This is a genomic window from Enterococcus sp. 22-H-5-01, from assembly GCF_050310005.1.
In the GTDB taxonomy this organism is placed as follows: domain Bacteria; phylum Bacillota; class Bacilli; order Lactobacillales; family Enterococcaceae; genus Enterococcus_A; species Enterococcus_A hailinensis.
In genome coordinates, this window is sequence record NZ_CP189993.1 from 1,052,612 (window position 1) to 1,077,368 (window position 24,757).

The following is a 24,757-nucleotide window of genomic DNA, read 5'->3' on the forward strand; positions in this document are numbered from 1 at the left end:
TTCTTTTTTATTTCGTTAAACCTGCATGGATTTTTTCTAGATTCCATTTCATCATTTTATAGTAGCTATCACCTGCATCACCTTTTTTAGCAAGTGAATCCGTATAAAGTTCGCTATCAATCGGAATGTCGACTTCTTTGGATAGACGTTCCATACTACGTTTATCAACACTCGTTTCAACAAATAATGATGGTACTTTTGAAGCGCGAACAGTTTCAACAATTTGTTTCATTTGCTCGGGTGTGCCCTGACTTTCTGTATTAATTTCCCAAATATAAGCAGCCTTTAAATCATAGGCCTTTGAAAAATACTTAAAGGCGCCTTCGCTCGTCACTAATAATTTTTTCTCCGCTGGAATATCTTTAAATTCTGCTTTAGCTGTTTGATCCAATTCCGTTAATTTTTCAATATACGCATCGGCATTTTTTTGATAGCTTGCTTGATTATCAGGGTCTTTTTCACTTAAAACAGCTTGAATCTGTTTGACATATAAAATGCCGTTTGCAATATCCAACCAAGCATGTGGGTCTTCTTGATCACTATTGGTCAAGTGGATTGCTTCCACATCTTTACTTGCTGCAAAATAATCTTGATCCTCTTTTTTCTTGGCAGTTGTCATTAATTTTTCAAACCAACCATTTCCTGTTTCTAGATTTAATCCGTTGTAAAAAATGATTTGAGCATTGCTAGCTTGTTTGATATCTTCTGGTAACGGCTCATATTCATGAGGATCCGTTCCTTCAGGGACAATGCTATGTATACTGACCTGATCTTTCCCAACTTCTTTTACCATATCTGCAATAATTGAATTGGTCGCCACTACTGCTACCTTCTCTTGATCATCTGCCGTGGCCTTTTCAGAACTTTTAGTTCCACATCCGGCTAAAAATAAGGCTGCTAAAATACTAGCTATAACGAATCCTTTATACTTCATCTACTCGCTCCTTTTTGATTTGTTGAAACAATCCCTTCGTTGGTGAAAATAAAAACACTAGTACAAAAAATACTGCTGCTGTCATTACGATCGTTGCGCCTGAAGGCAAATTGTAACTGTAGCTAAAATACAAGCCGATCACTGCGCTCAGTACTCCAAAAAGTGTCGATAGGCCGATCATTATCGACAATCGATTGGTCAATAGATACGCTGTAGCCGCCGGTGTGATCAACATCGCAATCACGAGGATCGTACCGACAGTCTGAAGAGAGGTCACTGCTACTAAAGTCAGTAAAAACATCAAACCATAATTGATTAATCCTGTATTCCAACCATAAGATTGTGCCATCGTCGGAGCAAATGAACTTAATTTTAATTGCTTATAAAACAGCCCCACAACAATGATCACGATGACCATTGCGATTGCAGTCAGATACATGTCTGAGTCCCGCACTGCTAGGACATTTCCGAATAGAATATGGTATAAATCAGTCGCACTGCGAGCAAAGGAAATCAAAATGATCCCTAAGGCGAAAAAGGAACTAAAAACGATTCCGATCGCCGTATCATTCTTTAAGCGACTATGTTTTCCAATAAAACCGATCAATGCGGCCGAAAAAACACCAAAGAATGTTGCTCCAATAATATAGCTACTGCCTAACATATATGATAGTGCTACTCCAGGCAGCACCGCATGAGAAATCGCGTCCCCCATCAATGACATTCCGCGTAAAATAATAAATGAGCCGATGATCCCGGCAGATATTCCAACCATCACAGAAGTGATCAATGCATTTTGTAAAAACTGATAGTCAGCCAAGCCTTGAAAAAAATCATAAAGCAAATCCAGCACCTCCATTGTTCAACATTTGAGTGATTTCATTTCCGTAGGTCTTTTCCATATTTTTTATTGTATAGGTTTGCTCCACAGGTCCAGCCGCGATCAACTCTTTATTTAATAAAATGATCTCATCAAAATATTCATTCACTTTATGTAAATCATGATGGACGATTACGATCGATTTTCCTTCATTCCGTAAATTTTTCAATAACTGAATAATAATTTTTTCACTTGTTGCATCAATACCAGCAAACGGCTCGTCCAATAAAATCCACTCGGCTTTTTGCGCTAATGCTCGTGCAATAAAGACTCGCTGTAATTGACCACCGGATAATTCACTGATTTGCCGATCTGCAAATTCACTTAAACCAACTTTTTCTAAACATTCCGCGGCAAATTGCTTTTCTTTTTTTCCTGGTCGTTGAAATATTTTTAAATGTGGATAAGTGCCAAATAATACCACACCGAAAACATCGATTGGAAAACTTAGATCAATATCTTGTCGTTGTTCGACATAAGCAATTTTTTTTCGCTCTTTTATTAAAGGTCTTTTACCATAAATTATTTCACCAGATTGAAGTTTGACTAATTCTAATATGCCTTTCATCAAAGTTGATTTTCCTGCGCCATTAGGCCCAATGATCCCGGTCAGTTTTCCAGGTGATAAAGTCAAATTTATTTTTTTTAACGCTAACTTCCCTCGGTAAGCAACGGATAAATCTTCAACAAAAATATTTTCCATAGTTTCCCTCTTTCTAAAAGTTAGGTTAACCTAACTTTATTATTAATAATAAACTAAAAAGAAAGCGTACGCAATAAATTAACGCAAAAAAGCACCGAAAAAAATAAATTTTTCAGTGTTTTTTGCTTTTTATGGATTAGGAACTATTATAGGGATTTCTATTGCCACAGAAATTTGGCAACTGCTTTATCAACAGCAGAATTTTCGTGTAACTGACTATGCTGTGCGTTTTGACCTGTAAATATTTGTTCAGCTACTTGATTTCCATGAGCTTTCAATAAAGCATATGTTGCTAAAGCGCTGGTCAATGGAACCGTACCATCTGATGTCGCCTGCTCTTCAGATTTTCCGGCAAGCAATAAAAAGTTTGTCATTTTAGGAACATTGGCAATGCCTGAACTATAATCCGTGTAACGGCTAGATTGTTGGCTTGGCCCATTTTGTAATAGCTCATCTATCGTTTGGTCATCTGCTGTATCTGTAAAATCATTAAATGGAGCACCAATCGCAATCAATTTTTGAATTTTTGGTGCATCTTCAGGCTGACCATACGTCGTTAAGTAGCGTAAAGAACTCACACCACCCATTGAATGCCCTACTATATTGACTTGATCCACTCCTGACTGTTTTAAATATTTTAAGACAGCATAGATCCATTCTGTTTGGTTCCACTCGTTGTCTTTATTCGCTGCAAATAAAACTTGAATACTTGGATTTACTTTTTTTTGACTCAATTGGCCGTCTACCTGTAGGCTACCATCTGCTTCAACTGTGATCACTAATTCTTTTTTTGTCTCTCCTTTTTTTTCCAACCGCTGGATCATACCACCAAAGGAATTAACAGTTCCACCATATCCATGGATAAAAACCGTTGGTATGGCTGTTTTGGAAGAAGCGTCTTTTTTTAATTGGGTACTAGACGTCTTATCAACAGGATTTTTTGTTTTTGTTTGGCTTGTTCCACATCCGGCTAATATTAAAATGGCCAGCATTGCGATGAACCTAGCAATCCATTTCTTCATTTTCCGCCCTCTCTTCTATCTGAATAAAGTTTATCCCTATTATAACTCAGCAATAAAAAAAGCCGGGACACTTGTCTCAGCTTTAATTCTTAAATTTTATCGATTTGATCAAAATCTAATTCAGTACTTGTTTCACGACCGAACATATCAATATTGGCTTTGATTTTATCGCGTTCGTCATCGATTTCAGTAATTACACCTTCAAGACCTGCGAAAGCACCTTCGATAATTTTAACAGTTTCGCCAACTTCAACATCGATATCATGTTGACGAGTACTCATACCTAATGAACGTAAGATATGATTGATTTCTTCTGGCATCAATGGTGCTGGTTTGCTTCCGGCTCCATGTGATCCAACAAATCCAGTTACACCTGGAGTATTACGAACTACGTACCAAGAATCATCTGTCATAACCATTTCAACTAAAACGTATCCAGGGAAAGTTTTATGGACGATTTCTTTTTCTTTACCGCCTTTGACTTCTGTCTCGGTCTCTTCAGGAACAACCACACGGAAAATATAATCTTCCATGCGCATGCTTTGGGCACGTGACTCAATATTTGCTTTTACTTTGTTTTCATAGCCGGAATAAGTATGCAAGACATACCATTGTTTTTCAAAAGTTTCCATTCTCGTAATCGGCTCCTCGTTCTAAAATAAAAAAACCTCAGCATCCCCAAGGTTTTTTCTCACAAGTAGTATAACATGCTTTTTTTGAATTGGCTACTAGCGGATCACTAAATTAATCAGTGCTTGGATCGCCGTATCCATGATGAAAAACATCAATGCAAAGATGATCGCTGTTTCGATAACAACCAATGAATCATGGCGCAATTGTTTTTTTGAAGGCCATGAAACTAATTTCATTTCTTCTTTTACGCTGCGTAAAAAATTCAATCGAATATCCTCCTACTATTATATTTAGTAATAAATCGCTTCTAGATGACTTAGACAACTCTTAGTCTGATAATTACTTCGTTTCTTTATGTATCGTATATTGATTACAATGTTTACAAAATTTATTAATCTCTAAACGCTCACCGCGTTTGCCTTCACTAATTGATTTTGTGTAATTTCTTGAACCACACACAGTGCAGGCTAGAGCCGCTTTCTTTGATGCCACAGCGATTCCTCCTCACAAAGTTACAAGATAACAGTATCATCAATTATTTTTTCTGTCAATCCACCATTAAAAGAATATGTGCTTATTTATGATGAAATAGCACTTAATAAATCTTTTCAAAATAAATTTCTTTCTTTAAGATAATATGATAATATGATGAAAGAATGAATTGTTTTATTGGAGGGCTATTGGATGTTATTAAAAAGTCTCGTTTATCCTAAAGAGAATTTGACTACTATCAATGAATCAACCACATTGCAAGAAGCGCTAGATATCTTAGAAGGTACGGGTTTTCGTTGTGTGCCGATCCTTGATGAGAGCGATCAAATTTTCCGAGGCAATATTTATAAAATGCACATTTATCGTCACAAAGCTAACGGTGGTGACATGACTTTGCCAGTCACACATTTGCTTAAAAATGCGACAAAATTTATTTCATTAGATACATCTTTCTTCAAAATCTTCTTTACGATCAAAGAATTACCTTACATAACTGTTTTAGATGAAAACCATCATTTTTACGGTATCCTTACGCACAGCACATTGTTAAACATGCTTTCTCAATCTTGGAATATCCAAACAGGTAGCTATGTTCTGACTGTTGTTTCTGAAGGAAAACGTGGTGATCTAACAATGATGGCGAAATGTATTTCAAAATTCACTCCAGTTGCCAGCTGTATCACTTTAGATGTTGGAAAAGATTTCAAAGGCCGCCGGACATTATTTACCTTACCTGCGGGTGTCGATGAAAATAAATTGAATCAGATTATTGATTATCTTGAACGAAAACATTTTGAAATTCAAGATGTTGAAGCTCTTTCAATGCATGATTAATCAATGAAAAAAGACAGTCCCTATAATTAGGGCTGTCTTTTCTTATACTCGTTTTGCAAAATCCAAACGTTTATCGACATAATACATGATCGGTGCTGAAACAGTCATAATGATTGCTTCACTTAATGCCGTCCAACCATATGTTGGCCAAAACGGTAATTGTAAGGTCAAGTTCAGCATCAACGCAATCAAGAACATGCTGGCACTAAAGAAAACCACATTCAGCGCTAAACGTACTTTTGTATTTTTTACAATATTTTGTAAAGCTGCTGTTAGAGCCAAAGCTAATAATGTTTGTCCTCCACCGAAGACCACATCCAACCAGCCCATACCAAAAATTGCATTATAGATAACGACACCACCAAATATTCCCCATAAGTACTTCCGATTGAATACAACTAAATGATTCAAACTTTCCGAAATACGGAATTGGATAGCACCTGATGCAACCGGTGATACCAAAATTGTTAGTGCCAAATAAAGTGCCATAATAATTCCATTAACGACAACCACATTCACACGTCTTTTTTCTACCACATTCATGAATAATCCTTCTTTCTCCGAGTTTTTTTAAAGCGGGATGGTTGATGAACCGCTGTAAACTTTTTATAGCATACTTTTTTTATATAAAGAAGTCAAATTACAAAAGAGCAGCCAAAAAATTTTGGTTGCTCTTTTTCCTAACTATAGTTTGAATAAATAAACTTGCGAGTATGGTGTTGCTGAATAGATATTTGACATTTTATTTGCAGGAAAAGTTTGATGCCAAAAACGATCTTTTGAAGGGGTATCTCCCCAGAAAAATCCAAGGTGGCAATCAGGATTCGGTTTTGAAAAATCAGCTTCAAAATATATTACGTCGCCTTTTTCTGCCTTTCCACCTTTCAAAAGATCACTAACAGTTCGATAGCTATGATATTGGATGTTTGGCACTAAAGCATTTCGCCAATTATATCCATTAGCTGGACCGCCATATTGGTTAGAACGATTGGTAATTGCAGAAAGGTTCCCTCCGGCTTGCCTTGTAACATACGCAATAAAACCTGTACAATTCATTCCTGGGCCATAACTTGTTGGATTTCCCCGAGGGCTCATGACGGATGCATTATTGCCTAACGTTCCTACAAATGGTGTATTAAGATAATAAAAATCATTTTGATGCCTTTTTAATTCATTAAACACATTGGCTCTAGACGTACCCATAAAACTTGAAAGTGTAGGTTTAGTTGGTTTTTTCTTATACGAATTTGCTGTTGGTGATGGGGCAGTTCCCCATTTAGGCACTATTTTTATTTGAATGGCTTCTAAACGATATGCATAGCCTTCTGTTCCAGCGTTTATACCATTTTTAGCCCAACCAAGCCAACCAAAGGTCTGGGCATGTACTCGGTAATACACATCGAAGTACTTAGTTATTTCTCCTGTAAGCTGCACTTGAATAGCTTCCAGTCGTTTGCTTTGTCCAGTTGTACCAGAGATAGCATTGTTTGATTTAAATGAAGTTTCCCATCCATTACTTTGAATATGAGTACGATATTGGATTCCTCCAGATAAAGTTCCTGTTTTAGTTTGGATTTGAATGGCTTCGACTCTTTTCTTTTGTCCGCTGGTTCCAGAAGTTTGACTATTTTCTACATAGTTTTGCCAGCCAATCGATTGAACATGCGAACGGTATGAAACTGTCGGGGCCTGTACAAAAGCTTTTGGACTACTAATTAGTTGGCTCGCCCCCTTAGGAATTAAATTTAATTTCTAAGGCTTCCATCCTACAAGCTATTCCTTCTGTTCCAGCACTTTCCCCATTCTTAGCCCAGCTTAGCCAACCAATCGTTTGAACATGGACTCGATAATACACGTCAAAATAATTAGCTAATTCTCCCGTAAGCTGGATTTGAAGAGCTTCTAATCGCTTGTTCTGCCCTGTCGTTCCTGAGGTATTGTTACTTGTTTTAAAGGTGTTCTCCCAGCCGTTACTTTGAATATGAGTTCGATATTGAATGCTACCAGCTAAGCCGCTATTTTCAAGCTTAATTTGTAGTGCTTCTAATCGTTTCTTTTGTCCATTAGTTCCTGACTGTTGCCCATTTTTTTACATACTCTTGCCAACCAATCGATTGAACATGCGATCGATAAGACAATGTTGGTAATTTTATAAATGCTTTAGGACTACTTGTTAATTCTGTCGAATCTTTTTTGATTAGTCTAATTTGCAAAGATTCCATCCGATATGCTAAGCCTTCTGTTCCAGCACTCTCTCCATTTTTAGCCCAATCTAGCCAACCATAACCTTGAACATTCACTCGATAATATACATCAAAATATTTTGATACTTCGCCTGTTAACTTGACTTGAATCGCTTCTAATCGTTTGGCACTTCCAGTTGATCCAGAAACTGCATCATCCGCCTTAAAAGAAGACTCCCAACCGCTACTTTGAATATGCGTACGATACTCAATCTTTCCGGTTAATTCATTATTTTCAAGCTTTATTTGTACTGCTTCAAGCCTTTTACTTTGACCACTGCTCCCTGATTCTTCGCCATCTTTTACATAATTTTGCCAGCCTATTGATTGAACATGGGATTTATATAGAACGCTCGGTGTTTTAACAGTTGGCTCAACATTGTTTTTATAATAAAAATTGATAACTTGACTGGTTTCATTAAATGTTCCTTGCATTTCAGGTAATTTAGTTTCATCTAATGAATAACCAGTAATTTCTAATTGATATTCCTCATTTTCAATATTGTAATTTTCCCCAAGAGTGCCCAAGAGCTTTTTATTCTCGTGAATTTCTTTGTGTTCTTCATTTAGATAATTAATGACCAGTTCGGAACTGTTGGGTGTTTCTTGTTTCAAATAAGTATCAGCTGTTCCAGCATTTTGACTTAATAATTCAGAAGTATTGCCATATTTTTTAGCAGATTGTTCACCTTCCCAAACAAAAGATTCTTGATCCTTTTTGCTATCTTCTTCATAAGCTTGGAAGTTGGAATTTTTGCCAAGTTGAATTGTCTCTAATGTTTCACAGTCTTTAAAGAAATCATCATTTTCAATTACACTTTCAGTATTCCATTCGGAAAAATCAATTTCTTTTAACGATGAGCATCCAGCAAAAAAACTGTTTAATTTTGTCGGTTCTACAATTTTTAATTGTTCAATCGATTCAAATTTTGACAATTCCGACAAATTTTGAAATAGATGGCTTGATTGGCTACTTAACGTTACTTCACCATCAATAATAATTTTTTTAATTTTATCCTTATACGCAATCCAAGGAGATTCACCTTCTGTATCCGCTAATTTCCCAGCCTGGATCACTAAAGTTGAATCATTAGTGATGTACCACTGACTACTCCCAAATTCTCCTTCAGCTAATCGATCTGCTTCTATATCAGAAATGCTCGATGAATTAGTAGTATCAGTTGTCCCCGTATTGCTAGGTAACATTTGCGAACTACTATTTGTTAGTGAACCTGAATCTTTTGTCATTAAGCTGCTTTCTGATGTTGATGTTGAAGTACTATTTACAACAGCATATGCAATAGTTCCTAGGAGTTGAGAAAACGCAATACATGCAACTAAAACCATAATTAAAATTCTTCTTTTCATGACACCCCACCACCTAATTTTATTTTTCATTTCATAACCATAACCCAAGTGCCTATTAATTATAGACCAGCAAACTAAAAAGATAATTTCTAAGAATTTAATACTATTTTATAAAATGATATCATCAAAGATTTCCTTAAGCAAATATAAAAAAAGCGATTACATATAGAATGGAAAATAATTTTCAATCTATTTTTATTTAACAAAACTAAATAAATGATTTTTAGTTTTTTTTAAATTAGTGATGTAATCAATTAACCTATTCAAACTTTTGAATAAACCAATCAATAATTTTTTTTTCATAATTTGAAGAAGCATTCTCATTATTAATTACCATTTCTTTATCTTCAAAATATATCTTAACAAGTAAGCTCCCCCATAAATAAAAGCTACTATGATAAGATGTATTTTGAATTTTAAATTTTTCAACTAATGGTGCTCGTGTTGAACAACAGCCGTAATTCCCTGCTGTCCATCGGCTATTAATAGCAGCTTCCCCTTCTTGCTTTGCTTTTTGATACAATTGTTCTAACTCATTATCAATACCAAGCATATCGTTCTCCTCCTATCCATTCGATTGTATCATTAATCAATCCAAAACAACTTTATTCGAATCTTTATCTTTTTTAAGCTATGCAGACCCAATGAATAGAAAAAATAATCCAATTTTATACAGTTCCTCTCACTACTCTGTTATAATCAGTTTTTGAAAGGATCGAGGTCATGAATTTTCATTATCATATATTAATCAATCCCGCTGCTGGCAGTGGCAACGGGGCAAAAAAAGCTGAAAAAATCATCCAATTAATGGATGCTGGAAACTATACTTATACACCTTACTATACTGAAAAGCCTGGGGATGAACGGGAAATTGTTGCACGTTTGTCAGAATTATTAAGCGTTTGGTCTCCGACGTGTGAACAAGATCATGTAGATACTTCTTTTCATCTGCTAATCGTAATCGGTGGTGACGGTACGCTTCACGAAGTCGTTAATCAATTCTATCTTTTAGGAATCGAACGGCCAGTGAGCTATGTCCCTGCTGGTTCTGGAAATGATTTTGCCAGAGGAATCGGACTATCTCGTGATCCTCAAAAAACGTTTGAACAAATTGTTTCAGCCACTCAGCCACAGCCAATCAATGTTTTTCACTACGATGAAAAAATCCGAGATGAACAAGGAATTGTCTTAAATAATATCGGTATTGGTTTAGATGCATTGATCGTCGCAACAACAAATGCGTCTACTTCCAAAAAATTATTGAATAAATATCATTTGGGTTCGGCTTCTTATGCGCTGTACCTTTTAAAAGCAATTTTTACGCAAAAGACATTTCCGATTTTAGTTGAGTTAAATGGGCAAAGTTTAGATTTCGAACGGACATTTTTATGTACAACAACTAATATCCCTTATTTCGGCGGCGGTATCGCTATTGCGCCAATGGCCGATCCTAGGAAAGATCTAATTGATTTAGTTGTTGTCGAAAAACCGAATTTGCCAGCCATTTTACGCTTTTTGATTCAGTTGGTTCGAAAGAAACATACTAGTAATAAACATTATCAACATTTCCCCAGCAGCCGTTTGCGCATCGTCTCAGTAAGCCCTGAACACGGACAGGCCGATGGTGAAACAATGGGTGAACGCTCATTTGATCTAAACTTCTCAACCGCTACTCAATACATTTGGTATACAGAAAAAAGGACAGAAAATAAATCGTGAGATTTATTTTCTGTCCTTTTAAATTACATAAATAAGGCTGGAGTGACGCCTTCCATTCCAATCATTGGATCAATTGTTTGAGCAGCTACTAAACTTGATGTCAGCACGGTAGCTCCTTTGATCGGATCAGAAGATTCTGCTAAATCTTTTCCCCGTTCTTCAGCTTTGAAAGGTTCTGCTTTGGGTTTTTCAGGGGCCGCTTCTGTCCCGCTTAGAATTCGTTCGATCAATGTTGTCTTTCGAACGGCGGATTCTCTTGTTACACATGATTGAAAGGCTTCTTCTTCACCTAATAAAATCAATAAATCTTTACTTCGAGTCACAGCTGTATACAATAAATTACGCTGCAGCATCCGCGAATATTGTTTGACCATCGGCAAAAGTACCATCTTAAATTCGCTACCTTGCGACTTGTGGATCGAACAACAATAGGACAATTTGATTTTATTCCATTCTGAGCGTTTATAGCTGACTTCGTTGCTATCAAATTGAATCACTAGTTCATCTACCTTGTCGTCTGATTCTTTGGCAGGAATGATCCCCACGATCATTCCCATATCACCATTGAAAACATTCAACTCCGGATTATTAACTAATTGTAAGACTTTATCGCCGATTCGATAAACGACATCGTTCCACTGAACTTCTTTTTTGCGGCCATCATTTGGATTAAAAATTTCTTGCATCATTTTATTGATTGCATCGATTCCAGCCGGTCCACGATACATGGGTGCAAGAACTTGAACATCTTGAGCAGTGTAACCTTTTTTCTTGGCCCGCTCAACGATTTGACGGATAACGGCTTCCATTTGAAACGCGTGACACGCAATAAACGAGCGATCAGTTTGATTTTTCCTAAAGTCACTTGGTAACTTTCCATCCTTGATCTCATGCGCCAAAGGAATGATCGAAGAACCATCTCCCTGCCGATAAATATCGGTCAATTCCATTTTAGGAATTGCTTCAATTTGCAACAAATCATGAAAAACTTGTCCTGGTCCAACCGATGGCAGCTGATCTTTATCCCCAACAAAAATAACTTGCATATTATCAGGAATCGATTTTAATAAGGTGTTCGCCAGCCAAGTATCGACCATTGACATTTCATCTACAATCAGTAGACCGCCATCTAATTCTTTAGCTTCGATATCGGGCGTATCATCATGACCATTTAACCCCAATAATCGATGGATCGTGCTTGCCGGCAACCCGGTCGTCTCATTCATCCGTTTGGCTGCTCGTCCAGTCGGTGCAGCTAAAAGAATCGGAAAAATCGCATTAGTATAATCTTTAGGGTCCAAAGATAAACCATTTAATTCAGCAAACAATTTGACGATTCCATTGATTACCGTTGTTTTTCCTGTTCCTGGTCCGCCAGTCAAAATAAATAATGGAGAGCGAATCGCTTCCTTGATCGCTTCATCTTGGGAGTCACCATAAGTAATTTTTAATTGCTTCTCAATGATCCGTAATTTTTTTTCAATCGTTGTTTTAGGATAGTTGATTTCTTTTTTACGTGCCAATAGACGCTCGATTGAAGCCGCGATGCCCCACTCGCTATAATATAGCGTATTCTCATAAATTTTAGTTGCTTCTTGTTGGATCTTTTCTTCTTCAACTAATTGGATGATCGTTGTTGCGATCCGGTCTGGAGCTATTTCTACCGGACGGGCTGTTTCTAAAAGCTGCAAAACTTCCGAAAGTAATTGCTGCGCTTCGACATACGTATCACCGCTTTGATTTGCATTTTCAGCGACCTGATGTAAAATCGCCGCACGAATTCGTTGTGTACTATCCGCCGCAATGCCAAGCTGCTCTGCGATAGCATCAGCTTTTTTAAACCCTACGCCTTCGATATCCTCAACTAATTGGTAAGGATTTTCAGTAATTACTTCTAAGGCTTCATTTCGATATTTTTGAAAAATCGCAAAAGAAAGCTGACTCCCAAAACCGTAACGGCTCAACCCTACAATGATTTTTTCCATTCCATGATTCTGTTTGATCGTATCCACGATGATTTTTTGTTTTTTGATATTCAAATTAGGGATTCTAGCTAAAACCGCCGGATTATCCATAATTTGATCAATCGCTTCTTCGCCTAAAATCTCAATAATTTTTTCAGCGGTTTTCTTTCCGATACCAGGAAACTTATCACTAGATAGATAACTGATCAAGCCGTTTGCCGATGTTGGTTGTGCTTGTTCATAGCTTTCAACTAAAAATTGTTTGCCATATCGAGGATGATCGACAAAATGTCCAAAGAAACGATATTCTTCATCTTCTTGCACATCCCCAAAACTACCAGTGACTACGATTTCCTTCTCTAAATAATCACTATTAGTATCTTGAACATTGATCAATAAGACTTTGTAGAAATTACTCGCATTTTGGAAAAAAATTACTTTTAGCGTCCCTACGATATATAGTTGTTCTTCTGACATTTTGCTTCTCCTTTCTATGCTTGATCGTTAAAGCAAGGCATCTGGTTTCGATCCAATGCCTTCTAAAAAGCGAACATCATTCCATTGAATCATTTTATAAGGTGGTCGGCTCGTGTCAGTTTCTAAAATCGTCAAACTATTATTGTATAAACCACTCATGTCACGAAGTTCTGCTAAAGGTTTTCCTGTCAACGCTTGAATCGCTGCAGTCAAAGCGGCTCCGTGACCAACAAAAAGTAACGGCCCTTCTGTTGCTTCAGCAACAGCTTTTTCAACGAATTGATTGATACGCTGTAACATATCTTCAATTGGTTCACCATCAAATGGTGTTGGATCATATAAATCCAAATGTTGGCGTAGATTGACCATATCTGTTGGATAACGTTCTTCAATTACAGGGATCAACTGACCTTCCAATGTCCCTAAACCTAATTCTCTTAGATCATCTGTACGAATGATTTCAACCGGTTCAGCTAATTGCTTGTTGATTCCTTCTGCAGTTAGATACGCACGTTTCAGACTACTCGTATAAATCTTTTCAAAAGGGATATCTTTCAATTCTTTCCCTAACGCGTCGATTGCGGTTAGACTTTCAGGTAATAATGGCGAATCCCCCATCATACCTTGAAAACGTTTTTCATCATTCCAACGTGTTTTGCCGTGTCGTGTAAAATAAATTTTCATCTAAACGTCCCTTCTCGATTCCTCGTGTTAGTCTAATTTATCATGTTCGTAATGATGTGCTAATTCCAAATTAGGAAATGCTTGTTGGCGCAATGCTTCATAGACAACTAGCGCCACCGTATTCGACAAGTTCAATGAGCGAACATGTTCGTCATTCATAGGGATACGCAAACATTTTTCCGCATTTTCTCGCATGAATTCCTCTGGCAGACCCGTTGTCTCTTTTCCAAACATGAAGAAGTGATCCGCATCATCTGTATAATCGATTTCAGAATAGGTCGCATTCGCAAATTTGGTGATCAAGTGTAGCTGACGATCGCCCAAAAATTCTAAAAAGGCTGCTAAGTCTTTATGGTAAGTAATATTTACATCATTCCAATAATCTAACCCTGCACGTTTCAGATGTTTATCATCTGTAGAAAAACCTAGCGGCTCAATCAAATGTAATGGCGAATTTGTCGCTGCGCACGTACGTGCGATATTCCCCGTGTTCGCTGGAATTTGTGGTTCGAATAAAACGATATGATTTGTCATGGTGACTTTCCTCATTCCTTAGATTAAATTTTTAATGTTGATTTTTATCCACAGTGGCTTTCATTAGCAATGATTGCTATTTAACTCCACGTTATTATACCTCTAATGTAATCAATAGGCAGTTGATTTTGACCAAAAAAAAAACGTACCAACTCGGTGTCTAGCACGGCGAGTCACTACGTTAGTGAAGCACTTTTCACTAACTTTTATCAGAACAGGAACCTGATAAAAACCAATGAAAAACTACTTGTTTGTACTATAACATCACGAAGTAACAAATGCAACCTTCTATTTTCAGAATTTTTAATGAAAGCGATTTTTCTAATGTCCTTTTAATACTTCTACGTCGATTGTTATTTTCTTTAAAGGATCCGCAGCTAACTTCGCCTTGACCTCGTCTGAAACCTTCCATTCTAACGGCGACATTTCCAAAAGATCTAAGCGACGTTCCTCAGGAATCTCAAATTCATAAGTCACACGTTCTCGTTGATCGATTGTTAACTCCTCTGAAAAACGCTGAATTACTGCTTCGTTTGAATACGCAGTTCCATCTGGATGATAGATTGCACGTAACTCTTGGAGATACCCTGATTGGGGAACGACTTTTACTACACAGCCATCTGGTTTCAGTACACGCTTGAACTCACGATACTGAGATGGAGAGAATATATTTAAAATCGTATCAAAAGATTGATCGGCAAAAGGTAGATTGGTTAGATCAGCTACACACCAAAATGCATCTAGCGGTTGATTGCTTGCCAGATAGATTCCTTCCTTTGCGATGTCAAAACCAATCGTAACTGGATTCTCTTTTAATTGATTGATCTGTTGAAGAAAGCTCCCTTCTCCACAGCCTACATCAAGTAAATTACCCGTTTGAATAAAATCAGCTATTTTTTCGATTACTGGTTGATACATGTCTGAACGAATCATTCGACCACGTGGATCGAACATCTCATGATCATACTCTGTTTTGATTTGATGTGCTAAAAAATAGAGCGTTCCTTTTTTTGAAAGATCAAAACGATGACCTTTTTCACAAACTAAGCTCTTATCTTTTTGAGTCATTTTTCCATGACAATTCGGGCAGCGAAAAAGCTGTTGCTGATCAGCTAAAAATAACGCACCTTTATCGATTTTTTTTAACATCTTTCCACTTCCTTTTTTGTTATCATAGCATAGTTCTATTATTCCTACTATCCTCCAGATATGCTACACTATACTGGAGATGTTCGTCAGCGTCCTTTAGTCTTGTTATTAAGTAAAGAACGTTCTTATCGAAATCAATAGTTAAAATCCGGAGGAAATATGAATGATCAAAGAATTTTGTGCTGAAAATTATACAGATATCCCTAAAGCCATCCAAGCTGGGGTAAATCGCATCGAACTTTGCGATAACTTAGCTGCTGGCGGAACGACACCAAGCATGGGTGTCATTGAAGAAGTTTTAGCTTATGCAGGAGAAAAACACATTCCAGTCATGACAATGATCCGACCAAGAGGCGGAAACTTCGTATATAATGATATTGAATTAAAGATCATGGAAAATGATTTGATCCATGCAAAAAATGCTGGTACAGATGGCGTTGTTTTTGGCTGTCTTACTGAAGAAAATGAAGTCGATGAAGAAGCTTTAGAAATGTTGCTTGGCAACAGTGAAGGATTAATGAAGACCTTTCACATGGCCTTTGATGAACTTACTAAAGAAGAACAGTTCAAAACGATCGATTGGTTCGCACGATTAGGAATCGATCGTATCTTGACTCACGGCGGACCCTTGGATAAGTCGATTGAAGAAAACCTACCTCATTTGAAAGAACTAGTTGATTATGCAGCAGGACGCATCATCATCTTACCTGGCGGTGGAATCAATAAGGATAATGCTGAAAAAATTGCCGCTGAATTAGGTGTCAATGAAGTTCATGGCACAAAAATCGTCACGTTTTAAATAAAAAAGGAAACAACGTTTGCTTTAACGTTGTTTCCTTTTTTTTCTTTCTGCTAAAAAACTTGCTGCTTTTGCCAACCAAGGATTTTTACGAAAGCGTAAGCGCACCGGATAACGACCGGTTAGATAATCTTTGATTTGTCGTTGGCGTTCGGGATACAGATTAAGCGGAAGCGTATGGAGATCAAAAAAACTGAATGCTATATATTCATTAGATTCCATCTGACTTTGTGAGATCGCCTCTTCGACTTTGTATACATAGGTGGTGCCCTCTTGGTATTCTTTCGTATAGATTCCCACTAAATCATTGACCTTACTATCGAAAGAAAGAACTTCTTTGATTAAACGCCGCAAACCATCCCGCTCATTTTCGTTGGGGAACAAATCGCCGCCAGGTAAATCCCAAATTGGTAATCCTGGACGTCGGACTAATAAAATCAGCCCATTACGAATAATAATGCCATAAGCTTTTTTCAAAATTTCCTCACTACTTTCAGCATACGTCTTCTAACTTCCTATTAATGACCGATAAACCGTTCCATAAAGAGACTTGCAATATTAAAATAAATCAATACACTGGTCAAATCACTTAACGTAGTAATAAATGGCCCGCTTGCTACTGCTGGGTCAAAGCCTAATTTCTCCATCACCATCGGGATCAAACTACCCGCTAGAGTCGCTACTGTAATTGCCGCCATCATCGCTGTTCCAATTACAAACCCTAGAATGAAATTGTGTTTCCAAATACCTACAATAATAAAAATCGTTATCCCTGTTACAAAACCTGTTACTAAGCCCGTCAATACTTCACCAATAATCAATTTTTTGAAATTTTTATCGCTATCATCCGAAATCGCTAAGCGTCGAACGGCGACGGCTAATGATTGGGTCCCTGCATTTCCCGCAGTCCCTGTGATCAATGAAATAAAGACTGCTAGAATACTCGCTTTACTCACTAATTCTTCATAGTGATTAATCAGCGTAGCTGTTGTCATTCCTAAAAATAATAATGTCACTAACCACGGCAACCGCCGTGAGGCTGCTTTAACTGGATTTTCATCGACTTCTTCAACGTTGACCCCAGCTAACCCAGAGTAGTCACTGGCCGCTTCATCATCAATTACGTCAATGATATCATCAACGGTCACGATCCCTAATAGATGATCCTCATAATCAGTGATCGGCAATGCTAGAAAATCATAATCCCGAAATGTTTGTGCGACATCTTCTTGGTCATCTCCGACATGGACTGCGATCACTCGCTCACTCATCACATCAGAAACCATCGTGTCATCTTCATTAACAATCAAATCTCTTAAGGAAATAACACCAACAAGTTGATTGTCATCATTGACTACGTAGGTGTAATAAATAGTTTCAGCAATTTGAGCTTCTCTTTTCAACACGTACATCGCAGAACGAACAGTCTGATTGGCAACGATCGAGACAAATTCAGTCGTCATCAAGGAACCGGCAGTATCATCTTCATAATGAAGTAAATCGCGGACTTCATTGGCGTGTTCGGAATCCATCAAACTTAAAAATTTAGCTACGGCTTTCTTATCGATCTCATTCAATAAATCGACCGCATTATCGGTATACATTTCTGATAACATATCAGCTGCATACTGAGGACGCATCTCGTTTAAGTATTCATTCATGTTCTCATCATCTTCTTCGATCACGTCAAACATATCGGCCAATTCTTTGGGTGATAAATAGGAATAAACAAGTTGTCGTTCTTCTTGATCCAAAGATTGATAAAATTGACCTTGATCATAAAAATGCATCTCCAGAAAATCATCTCGAAATCCCTGCAGATCGTTTTGATCCAGCTTCTCTCGTAATTGTTGGAAATGTATTTCTAGTTCTTCTTGGTTCTCATCCATCAATCTCACCTCACTCGTAATATTAGTTCTTACTTTTTTATATTTGTTGGGCTACTTGAGCCATATCTAAAGCTAAAGGCAGCTCAAAAAATAGTCGTTCACCACTAAACGGATGGTAAAAAGACAACGAATAGCAATGCAACGCTTGACGTTGAATGCCTAGCTCCATCGCTCCGCCATATAAATCATCGCCTAGTAACGGACAACCGATCGCTGAAAAATGGACACGAATCTGATGTGTTCGCCCTGTATGCAGTTGGATATCAACTAGAGCAAATGGTGTCTTTCTTTTTTTCAGCCAATACTCTGTTTGAGCTTTTTGACCTGTTTCGATCACTTGACGTTTCAATAAAGAAGATAGATCTCGCCCAATTGGTAAATCGATTAAGGCATGCTCATTTAGCGTATCGGTCGCGCCTGAGACCAGTGCTTGATATTTTTTGATAAATTGTTTTTGTTGTAATCCTTGATCTAATTTAGAATGTGCAAAACCATGTTTAGCAAACAACATCAACCCCGATGTATCACGATCCAAGCGCGTGACTACATGTACGACTTGATTAGGATAGCCTTGCTTAACATAATAGGCTTTGACACGATTTGCCATCGTTCCTCGCGGATGATATTGTGCCGGGATCGAAGCGATACCGGCTGGTTTATTGACCAATAAAATATGCTCATCCTCAAAAGCGATATCCAGAGGAACCGCATCCGCCAATAAGGTTTCATGAGGAGCTTCATCAGGAATCACAACAGTTACAATATCATGGGTATTTAAAGAAAACAAGACGTTTTGCTCTGCCCCATTCACTAAAATTTGACCACCTTGAAATTTTATTTTTGCCAATAATTTTTTTGAGATGCCTTGTCTTTTTAAAAAGCTGCGTACCAGCGAACTTTCTTCGCCTTGATAAGTCCAGTTAAATTCCACGTAGTTAATCCTCTCGAATAAAGGCATCTTTTACACGATGCCAAAAATGCATATGCCGATATGAAGCAAAATGAATTCGCTCATCAGCGATTTTATATTTGATCGAGCTTACTTCTTGGCTCACAATGTCGAGCTGATCGATCGTGATCAAATGTTGTCCTTCTCCAGATAAGCGGACATCGACCCATTCATGGGAACCAATGATACTCGGTGAGCCCAAGGTCCGAAATACTCGATTATTTAGTGAAGCGATCTCAGCTAGCTGCATCGCGTTGATACTGGGATGAACGACCGCACCACCGACACTTTTGTTATAAGCAGTTGATCCCGTTGGTGTTGAAATCGCTAAACCATCTCCACGAAAACGTTCAAATAATTCTTCTTTAATATATACATCCGCTACCATCGTTCGACTGCCCTTACGAATCGTCGACTCATTCAACGCAAGAAAGTGCTTCTGATTACCGTCTCTATAAGAAACAACAATATCAAGCAATGGATAACTGACACTTTTACTCGGCTCATCACACAAGCTTTTTACTAATTCAGACAGCTCATAATCACGCCAATCAGTATAAAAACCTAAATGCCCAGTATGTACTCCTAAAAATCGGACTTGATCTAAGCGATGGCTATAACGATGAAATGCAGATAGCAAGGTGCCATCCCCACCAATTGTAATGACCAATTCTGGATTCTGCTTGACGATTTCTAGACCTTCTTTATCTGCGAGCAAACCGCGCAAACGCCGTAAGATCCGAATTGATTTTTCTTCTTGGTTATGGATGATTCCGATCCTTAATACCATGCCGATTCACTTCCTTTTTCTGTTTCTTGCGATTGAATACATGTTGTGCTTCTTGGATTTCTCCACGAATACTAGACATTTCTTCATCTAGTTGATAGGCTGCTTCTGCTGCCCGGAAAAGCCGTTTTTGAATATCTTCTGGGATTTGTCCTTCATATTTATAATTCATTGAGTGTTCGATCGTTGCCCAAAAATTCATTGATAACGTTCGAATTTGGATTTCAGCTAAGAGTTTTTTCTCCCCTTCAAGCATTTGAACTGGATATTCAATGACTAAATGGTATGAACGATACCCGCTCGCTTTCCGATTGGTAATATAATCGCGTTCTTGAATGATTTTCATATCGTTTCGACGGCGTAAAATATCCACCATTAAAGGAATATCTTCTACAAATTGACACATGATCCGTACGCCCGCCATGTCTGACATCTCTTCTTCTAAACGATCTAACGCTATCCCTCGTAACTCGGCTTTATTTATAATACTTTCAACCGGCTTGACTCGACCAGTAACAAACTCGATTGGTATATGATCGCCACCTGTTCGATATTGTTTACGTAAACCTCGTAATTTTATCTTTAACTCAGCTACCGCTAATTCATAGGGAGCAAGAAATGTATCCCAATCTCTCTCCATCGTAAATCCCTCGCTTCTTTTTCCATTCTTCCCTATCTTATCACAAAGTATCGACAGAAAAAATTATCATATTTTCAGTATTTAACAAATGTTACAATCCGGTAACATTTCTAAAATTTCCTTTCTAAACATTTGACTAAAACCTTTGTTATATGTGAGGATAAAGTAGACAAATAATGGGTTAGAAATGGGAGTATACGAATTTGAGTAAATCACTTGAAATTGAATACAAAAGTATGTTGACAGCAGACGAATACAAACGTCTTTTACACTTGTACCAAATCGAGGAGCATCAATTTGTCCAACAAACAAATATTTATTTTGATACCCCAGATTTTTTATTAAAAAAACAGGGAATGGGCCTTAGAATCCGACGTTTTGAAACAAAAGCCGAAGCAACCTTGAAGGTTCCACAAAATATAGGACTGTTAGAAATTACGGATGCATTAACCCTTGAAGAAGTGAATCCTAAAGTCCAATCTGCACAATTTGTTCCTGAAGCGAAAGAAGTTTTAGCCCATTTAAGAGCCTTACATATTTCCATTGAGGATTTACAGCTGATCGCACAATTAACGACGAAGCGAGCGGAATTTATGATTTCTGAAGGAAAATTAGCATTAGACGAGAGTTGGTATAGTCGCCAACACGACTTTGAATTAGAGCTGGAAGTTCCGGATGGTTCTTTTAGCGAAGTCGATTTCAAAGATTTTTTACAACACTTTGACTTACCTTTTCGCAAGACACAAAATAAAATTGCTCGCGCTGTCTACGCTCAGCAAAAATTACATAAAGATATGGAGGGAAATCAGTGATTGAGATTTATTTATTTGTTAATCCCATCGGCAAAAGATGCCTATCGATTGAGCGACGAATGATTGAATTGATCAAAAGTTATGATCTTAAAATCCAATTACGCTTGATTCCTATCATGAATCTCAATACTATTTCAGAATTCATGAACCGCATCGGTGCCTCAGAAAAAGATATTCACTTACGTAACGACCTATCGCAAGAAATCCACTCAGCAGCTTTAGATGTTAAAGCGGCTCAGCTTCAAGGTAAAAAACGCGGCCGGGATTTCTTAATAGAGCTTCAAGAAGCTGTTGGTGAACAAAAACAAACGTACTCAAAGAAGCTGGCACTGCAGCTATTTACTAAAATCGGTGGTGATGTCGAAATGTTTTTAGAAGATCGCCATTCAGCTTTTGTTAAAGAAGCTTTTTTAGCTGATCAGCAAATTGCAAATGAAATGAAGATCACCTCGCATCCTTCTGCAGTCATTTATAATTACAACGATGATTGTGAGGCGGGAATTCGCATCGAAGGGTGTGAAACAATCCATCATATTTTAGATACTTGTACCACTAAAGAATCATTGATGGCTTTTCTAAAATTACAGAATAAAAATATCCCATTTGACAATCTAGCATCGAATTGCCATCTCTCACTTATTTAAGCAGTTACGCCCTTATTTCAAGCAAAATAAACCAAGTGAAGGTGTTCATCCTAGCGATGAACACTTCCACTTGGTTATTTTTTTCTTTCTGCCACTCATTTTTTGACAATGATCGTGTTCTCATGAGTAAAAATGAATTTTTTTTGCTTTTTAGTCAGATAGAGCCCCACTTTTCGATCACGTAATTTCTTGATGCCCAGCTTGAACCCAAAATCTTCTGCTACTTTCAGACAATAAACACCGCCGGCTATTTTTTCAAAATGAGCCAAACCATTACTATCTGTTACAACAACAACTGGTAATCCTGATTGTTGAATCGGTACTTTGCCGTTTTTAGAATATAAGGCTAATTTTTCATTGGCTAATGGTTTTCCAGTTACATCTAAACGTTTGAGTGTCACATTAAACGAATGTTTTTTCAAAAAATAGCGATGAAAATTTGCAAAGACCATCAACAACAGTACTAAGATGCTTAATACTACTCCTAATAAAGTGAGTCTTTGTTTTAAATTACGAGTATCATCGGCTTTTTTGATTGCCTCGGCGATTTCTTCAGTATACGGAACCCGATGACCAGTCACTAACAAACGATGACTATTGACCATGTAAGGTGTACAAGTCAAAAGTGTCACGATGTCTCGACCTGGCTCAATATCGATTGCAGAAGTATCCGAAGGCTTGACGACTTCGATCTTGTCTACTTTATAAGCCAATTTTTCATCAAACAAACTGATCGCAAAAATAGCGCCTTTTTTTACTTCTTCCAAATCAGTAAATAATTTTTTTTCAGGCAGCCCACTATGCGCTGAAATCACTGAATGCGTATCGATTCCACCAGTCGGATAAGAAGTTCCTTGTAAAACCGTCGCACCTTCTTGTAATAATTTCTCATTCGTTGTATCAAAAAGCGGCAAAGTGATCTCGATCGATGGAACGCTGATCGCTCCGATCAAATGTGAATGAAGGTATTCGTCCGTTACGATTTTTTGTTCTTCACTATGGGTAAATGGTGGTGCTTTTGGCACTAGACCATTTGTTTTTAATTCCTTATTGCGTGCTTCCATTCGTTCCTTTGTTTGTCGGATCTGTTCACTCGCTCGCTTTTCATTTTCCATTTGTACTTCTTCCATTCGCTTTTGATCAATAAAATTATTGATCGCATTGATGTAAAAAGGATAGGCCATTACCAATACCCCAATCAGAAAAATCAAAATCATTACGACTTTACTGACCAACTTTTTTTTCAAGTTGTTCGAACTACTTTCCATGTCACTTCCCTTTACTTTCTATGATGTAATGTTTCACCAATCGTTTGATTCGCTTATATCCTCGGCGGCGATGACCGACAATCGTAAAGATAGAATCTTTTAATCGCCAAATTTTGCCCTTGATCCGCAATCCATTTTCAGTCTCTACGTGATAACTACCTCCCGGAACATTCGCAAATCTGATTTCTCCTATCTCATCACTTGTCGCATAGACAAGTCTACCTGCTACACGAACGACCTCTCGTTTATAAATTAACAATGCTCGCACACCTGATAACGGTTGACCATTTTGATACAAATAAAAGACAAAATTGTAGCTTCTTTTTTTAGACTGATAGAGAACAATTTTACGCCAAACAAAGTATAGAAAAATCAACATAAAAAAAAGACATCCCAATATCAGATAAATGACTCGGCGACGATGATAATTCTCAGTGGCTTTTATTTTTTTTGCCGCTTGGACTGGATAGCTGATCCGATGACCGGTCACTAATAATCGATGACTGTTCACACCGTAGGGAGTACAAGTCAAAAGTGTGATCAAATCACGGCCCGCTTCTATTTTTAAGGCGCTGAAATCTTCCGGCTTCACTACTCGGATCCGATCAATTTGATAAGCTAATTTTTCCCTTCGATATGTACAAAAAACTTGTCTTGCTTTTTTAATTGATCAAGATCAGTAAATAATTTTTTATCTGTCAAACCCGTATGGCCCGTGATCACTGAGTGGGTACTTTTGCCACCGACTGGATAGGACGTTCCTTGCATCACTGTGGCTCCTTGATCCAACAAAAAATCATTCGTTAAATCATACACTGGCAAACTGACCTTGATTTTAGGAATATAGATAGCACCGATCATGTGTTTTTCATAATATTCTTTTTTAGGACTTTCCATTCCTTCCAAGGAAGTATGGAATGGATCATCTAAACTACCTGAACCAGGAATAATCGTCCGTAATTTTTTATTTTCTGCTGCTAATTTTTTTAATCGCTTCTGCTTCTCAGCTTCTGAGCGGGCGGCAGTTTGTTCTTCGACTGCTTCAAGCCTACGCTGATCTACAAAATTATTGATTGAGTCCACCACAAAGGGATACATAAAAATCAAAAAACCTGCAATAAACATCATAGCAATCGATAATTTTAGAAACAAATCAAGTTTGTCTCTTCTATTTGGTTTGCTCACAATGGATCCCTCCTACTCAAAAATAATTTTCCCATACCATCAAACAAAAGAGAAATTCCATTTATATAAATTCTATTAATTATTTGGATTTTGATTACCTTTTCTACTGGTGCAAAAAAAATCACTCCTAAAATTTTAGGAGTGATTT

The 24,757-nt window shown here is 37.5% G+C and carries 27 protein-coding genes and 2 pseudogenes; 5 read left to right on the forward strand and 24 right to left on the reverse strand.

Annotation, left to right across the window (positions count from 1 at the left end):
* Positions 1–7 precede the first annotated feature (7 nt).
* The 7 genes from ACQKTA_RS05415 to rpmG all read right to left on the reverse strand — a co-directional run bounded on the left by ACQKTA_RS05415 (position 8) and on the right by rpmG (position 4,664).
* On the reverse strand, positions 8–934 hold the full coding sequence (locus tag ACQKTA_RS05415) for a metal ABC transporter substrate-binding protein (RefSeq protein WP_427814468.1): 927 nt from the start codon (positions 932–934) through the stop codon (positions 8–10).
* A complete protein-coding gene (locus ACQKTA_RS05420) occupies positions 924–1,778 on the reverse strand; it encodes a metal ABC transporter permease (protein ID WP_427814469.1) in 855 nt (284 codons plus the stop codon). Before ACQKTA_RS05420 ends, ACQKTA_RS05415 begins: the two co-directional genes overlap by 11 nt.
* Positions 1,768–2,517 carry a metal ABC transporter ATP-binding protein gene (locus tag ACQKTA_RS05425; protein WP_407857209.1) on the reverse strand — a complete coding sequence of 250 codons (750 nt, stop codon included), beginning with the start codon at positions 2,515–2,517 and terminating at the stop codon, positions 1,768–1,770. Before ACQKTA_RS05425 ends, ACQKTA_RS05420 begins: the two co-directional genes overlap by 11 nt.
* Before the next feature lie 158 nt (positions 2,518–2,675).
* Positions 2,676–3,539, reverse strand: a complete 864-nt coding sequence (locus ACQKTA_RS05430) for an alpha/beta fold hydrolase (RefSeq protein ID WP_427814470.1) — start codon at positions 3,537–3,539, stop codon at positions 2,676–2,678.
* Positions 3,540–3,628: 89 nt separating this feature from the next.
* Entirely contained in the window at positions 3,629–4,171 is a 543-nt protein-coding gene (nusG, locus tag ACQKTA_RS05435) for a transcription termination/antitermination protein NusG (RefSeq protein ID WP_071857663.1), read from the reverse strand.
* 96 nt (positions 4,172–4,267) lie between these two features.
* Positions 4,268–4,438, reverse strand: a complete 171-nt coding sequence (gene secE, locus ACQKTA_RS05440; RefSeq protein ID WP_071857662.1) for a preprotein translocase subunit SecE — start codon at positions 4,436–4,438, stop codon at positions 4,268–4,270.
* Between the two features lie 73 nt (positions 4,439–4,511).
* A complete protein-coding gene (gene rpmG, locus ACQKTA_RS05445) occupies positions 4,512–4,664 on the reverse strand; it encodes a 50S ribosomal protein L33 (protein ID WP_332654334.1) in 153 nt (50 codons plus the stop codon).
* A gap of 192 nt (positions 4,665–4,856) precedes the next feature.
* Here rpmG and cbpA point away from each other — a divergent pair, with 192 nt between their 5' ends.
* Positions 4,857–5,498: a cyclic di-AMP binding protein CbpA gene (cbpA, locus tag ACQKTA_RS05450; RefSeq protein WP_427814471.1), complete on the forward strand. Its 642-nt coding sequence runs from the start codon at positions 4,857–4,859 to the stop codon at positions 5,496–5,498.
* 42 nt (positions 5,499–5,540) lie between these two features.
* Here cbpA and ACQKTA_RS05455 read toward each other — a convergent pair whose 3' ends face one another.
* From ACQKTA_RS05455 to ACQKTA_RS05480, 6 genes and pseudogenes are all read right to left on the reverse strand, one after another.
* Positions 5,541–6,041, reverse strand: a complete 501-nt coding sequence (locus ACQKTA_RS05455) for a QueT transporter family protein (protein WP_427814472.1) — start codon at positions 6,039–6,041, stop codon at positions 5,541–5,543.
* Positions 6,042–6,182: 141 nt separating this feature from the next.
* Positions 6,183–7,238: a hypothetical protein gene (locus ACQKTA_RS05460; protein WP_427814515.1), complete on the reverse strand. Its 1,056-nt coding sequence runs from the start codon at positions 7,236–7,238 to the stop codon at positions 6,183–6,185.
* Positions 7,231–7,353, reverse strand: a complete 123-nt coding sequence (locus tag ACQKTA_RS05465; RefSeq protein WP_427814473.1) for a hypothetical protein — start codon at positions 7,351–7,353, stop codon at positions 7,231–7,233. Before ACQKTA_RS05465 ends, ACQKTA_RS05460 begins: the two co-directional genes overlap by 8 nt.
* Before the next feature lie 69 nt (positions 7,354–7,422).
* Positions 7,423–7,554, reverse strand: a pseudogene (locus ACQKTA_RS05470) (hypothetical protein); the annotation flags it as partial.
* 7 nt (positions 7,555–7,561) lie between these two features.
* Positions 7,562–9,109, reverse strand: a complete 1,548-nt coding sequence (locus tag ACQKTA_RS05475; protein ID WP_427814474.1) for a MucBP domain-containing protein — start codon at positions 9,107–9,109, stop codon at positions 7,562–7,564.
* 259 nt (positions 9,110–9,368) lie between these two features.
* A complete protein-coding gene (locus ACQKTA_RS05480) occupies positions 9,369–9,662 on the reverse strand; it encodes a hypothetical protein (protein ID WP_427814475.1) in 294 nt (97 codons plus the stop codon).
* A gap of 170 nt (positions 9,663–9,832) precedes the next feature.
* Between ACQKTA_RS05480 and ACQKTA_RS05485 the strand changes: the two genes are divergently transcribed.
* Positions 9,833–10,828, forward strand: a complete 996-nt coding sequence (locus tag ACQKTA_RS05485; RefSeq protein ID WP_427814476.1) for a diacylglycerol/lipid kinase family protein — start codon at positions 9,833–9,835, stop codon at positions 10,826–10,828.
* Between the two features lie 23 nt (positions 10,829–10,851).
* Here the strand turns inward: ACQKTA_RS05485 and recD2 are convergent, their stop codons facing one another.
* From recD2 to ACQKTA_RS05505, 4 genes are all read right to left on the reverse strand, one after another.
* Positions 10,852–13,269, reverse strand: coding sequence for an SF1B family DNA helicase RecD2 (gene recD2 / locus ACQKTA_RS05490; protein WP_427814477.1), 2,418 nt, complete (start codon positions 13,267–13,269; stop codon positions 10,852–10,854).
* A gap of 27 nt (positions 13,270–13,296) precedes the next feature.
* On the reverse strand, positions 13,297–13,953 hold the full coding sequence (locus ACQKTA_RS05495; protein ID WP_427814478.1) for a histidine phosphatase family protein: 657 nt from the start codon (positions 13,951–13,953) through the stop codon (positions 13,297–13,299).
* 27 nt (positions 13,954–13,980) lie between these two features.
* Positions 13,981–14,487, reverse strand: a complete 507-nt coding sequence (gene trmL, locus ACQKTA_RS05500; protein ID WP_332581620.1) for a tRNA (uridine(34)/cytosine(34)/5-carboxymethylaminomethyluridine(34)-2'-O)-methyltransferase TrmL — start codon at positions 14,485–14,487, stop codon at positions 13,981–13,983.
* Positions 14,488–14,808: 321 nt separating this feature from the next.
* Complete coding sequence (locus ACQKTA_RS05505; RefSeq protein ID WP_427814479.1) at positions 14,809–15,636, reverse strand: methyltransferase domain-containing protein; 828 nt, start codon at positions 15,634–15,636, stop codon at positions 14,809–14,811.
* 163 nt (positions 15,637–15,799) lie between these two features.
* Here ACQKTA_RS05505 and ACQKTA_RS05510 point away from each other — a divergent pair, with 163 nt between their 5' ends.
* Positions 15,800–16,435, forward strand: coding sequence for a copper homeostasis protein CutC (locus tag ACQKTA_RS05510; RefSeq protein WP_332581618.1), 636 nt, complete (start codon positions 15,800–15,802; stop codon positions 16,433–16,435).
* Positions 16,436–16,459: 24 nt separating this feature from the next.
* On the opposite strand, the gene ACQKTA_RS05515 is transcribed toward ACQKTA_RS05510, so the two are convergent.
* The 5 genes from ACQKTA_RS05515 to ACQKTA_RS05535 are packed head-to-tail and all read right to left on the reverse strand — an operon-like array spanning position 16,460 to position 20,700.
* On the reverse strand, positions 16,460–16,912 hold the full coding sequence (locus tag ACQKTA_RS05515) for an NUDIX domain-containing protein (protein ID WP_407857213.1): 453 nt from the start codon (positions 16,910–16,912) through the stop codon (positions 16,460–16,462).
* Between the two features lie 41 nt (positions 16,913–16,953).
* Positions 16,954–18,324 carry a magnesium transporter gene (gene mgtE / locus ACQKTA_RS05520; protein ID WP_427814480.1) on the reverse strand — a complete coding sequence of 457 codons (1,371 nt, stop codon included), beginning with the start codon at positions 18,322–18,324 and terminating at the stop codon, positions 16,954–16,956.
* 37 nt (positions 18,325–18,361) lie between these two features.
* Positions 18,362–19,255: an RluA family pseudouridine synthase gene (locus ACQKTA_RS05525; RefSeq protein ID WP_427814481.1), complete on the reverse strand. Its 894-nt coding sequence runs from the start codon at positions 19,253–19,255 to the stop codon at positions 18,362–18,364.
* A 4-nt stretch (positions 19,256–19,259) separates the two neighbouring features.
* Positions 19,260–20,063: an NAD kinase gene (locus tag ACQKTA_RS05530; RefSeq protein ID WP_427814482.1), complete on the reverse strand. Its 804-nt coding sequence runs from the start codon at positions 20,061–20,063 to the stop codon at positions 19,260–19,262.
* Positions 20,035–20,700: a GTP pyrophosphokinase gene (locus ACQKTA_RS05535; protein ID WP_332581401.1), complete on the reverse strand. Its 666-nt coding sequence runs from the start codon at positions 20,698–20,700 to the stop codon at positions 20,035–20,037. The genes ACQKTA_RS05530 and ACQKTA_RS05535 overlap by 29 nt, the downstream gene beginning before the upstream one ends.
* Before the next feature lie 203 nt (positions 20,701–20,903).
* Between ACQKTA_RS05535 and ACQKTA_RS05540 the strand changes: the two genes are divergently transcribed.
* Positions 20,904–21,512 (forward strand): CYTH domain-containing protein, encoded by a 609-nt coding sequence (locus ACQKTA_RS05540; protein WP_427814483.1) that lies wholly within the window; start codon positions 20,904–20,906, stop codon positions 21,510–21,512.
* Complete coding sequence (locus tag ACQKTA_RS05545; RefSeq protein ID WP_427814484.1) at positions 21,509–22,156, forward strand: DsbA family protein; 648 nt, start codon at positions 21,509–21,511, stop codon at positions 22,154–22,156. Before ACQKTA_RS05540 ends, ACQKTA_RS05545 begins: the two co-directional genes overlap by 4 nt.
* 95 nt (positions 22,157–22,251) lie before the next feature.
* Here ACQKTA_RS05545 and ACQKTA_RS05550 read toward each other — a convergent pair whose 3' ends face one another.
* A complete protein-coding gene (locus tag ACQKTA_RS05550) occupies positions 22,252–23,424 on the reverse strand; it encodes a class C sortase (protein ID WP_427814485.1) in 1,173 nt (390 codons plus the stop codon).
* 1 nt (position 23,425) lies between these two features.
* Positions 23,426–24,552 (reverse strand): annotated as a pseudogene (locus ACQKTA_RS05555) (class C sortase).
* Positions 24,553–24,757: the final 205 nt, after the last annotated feature.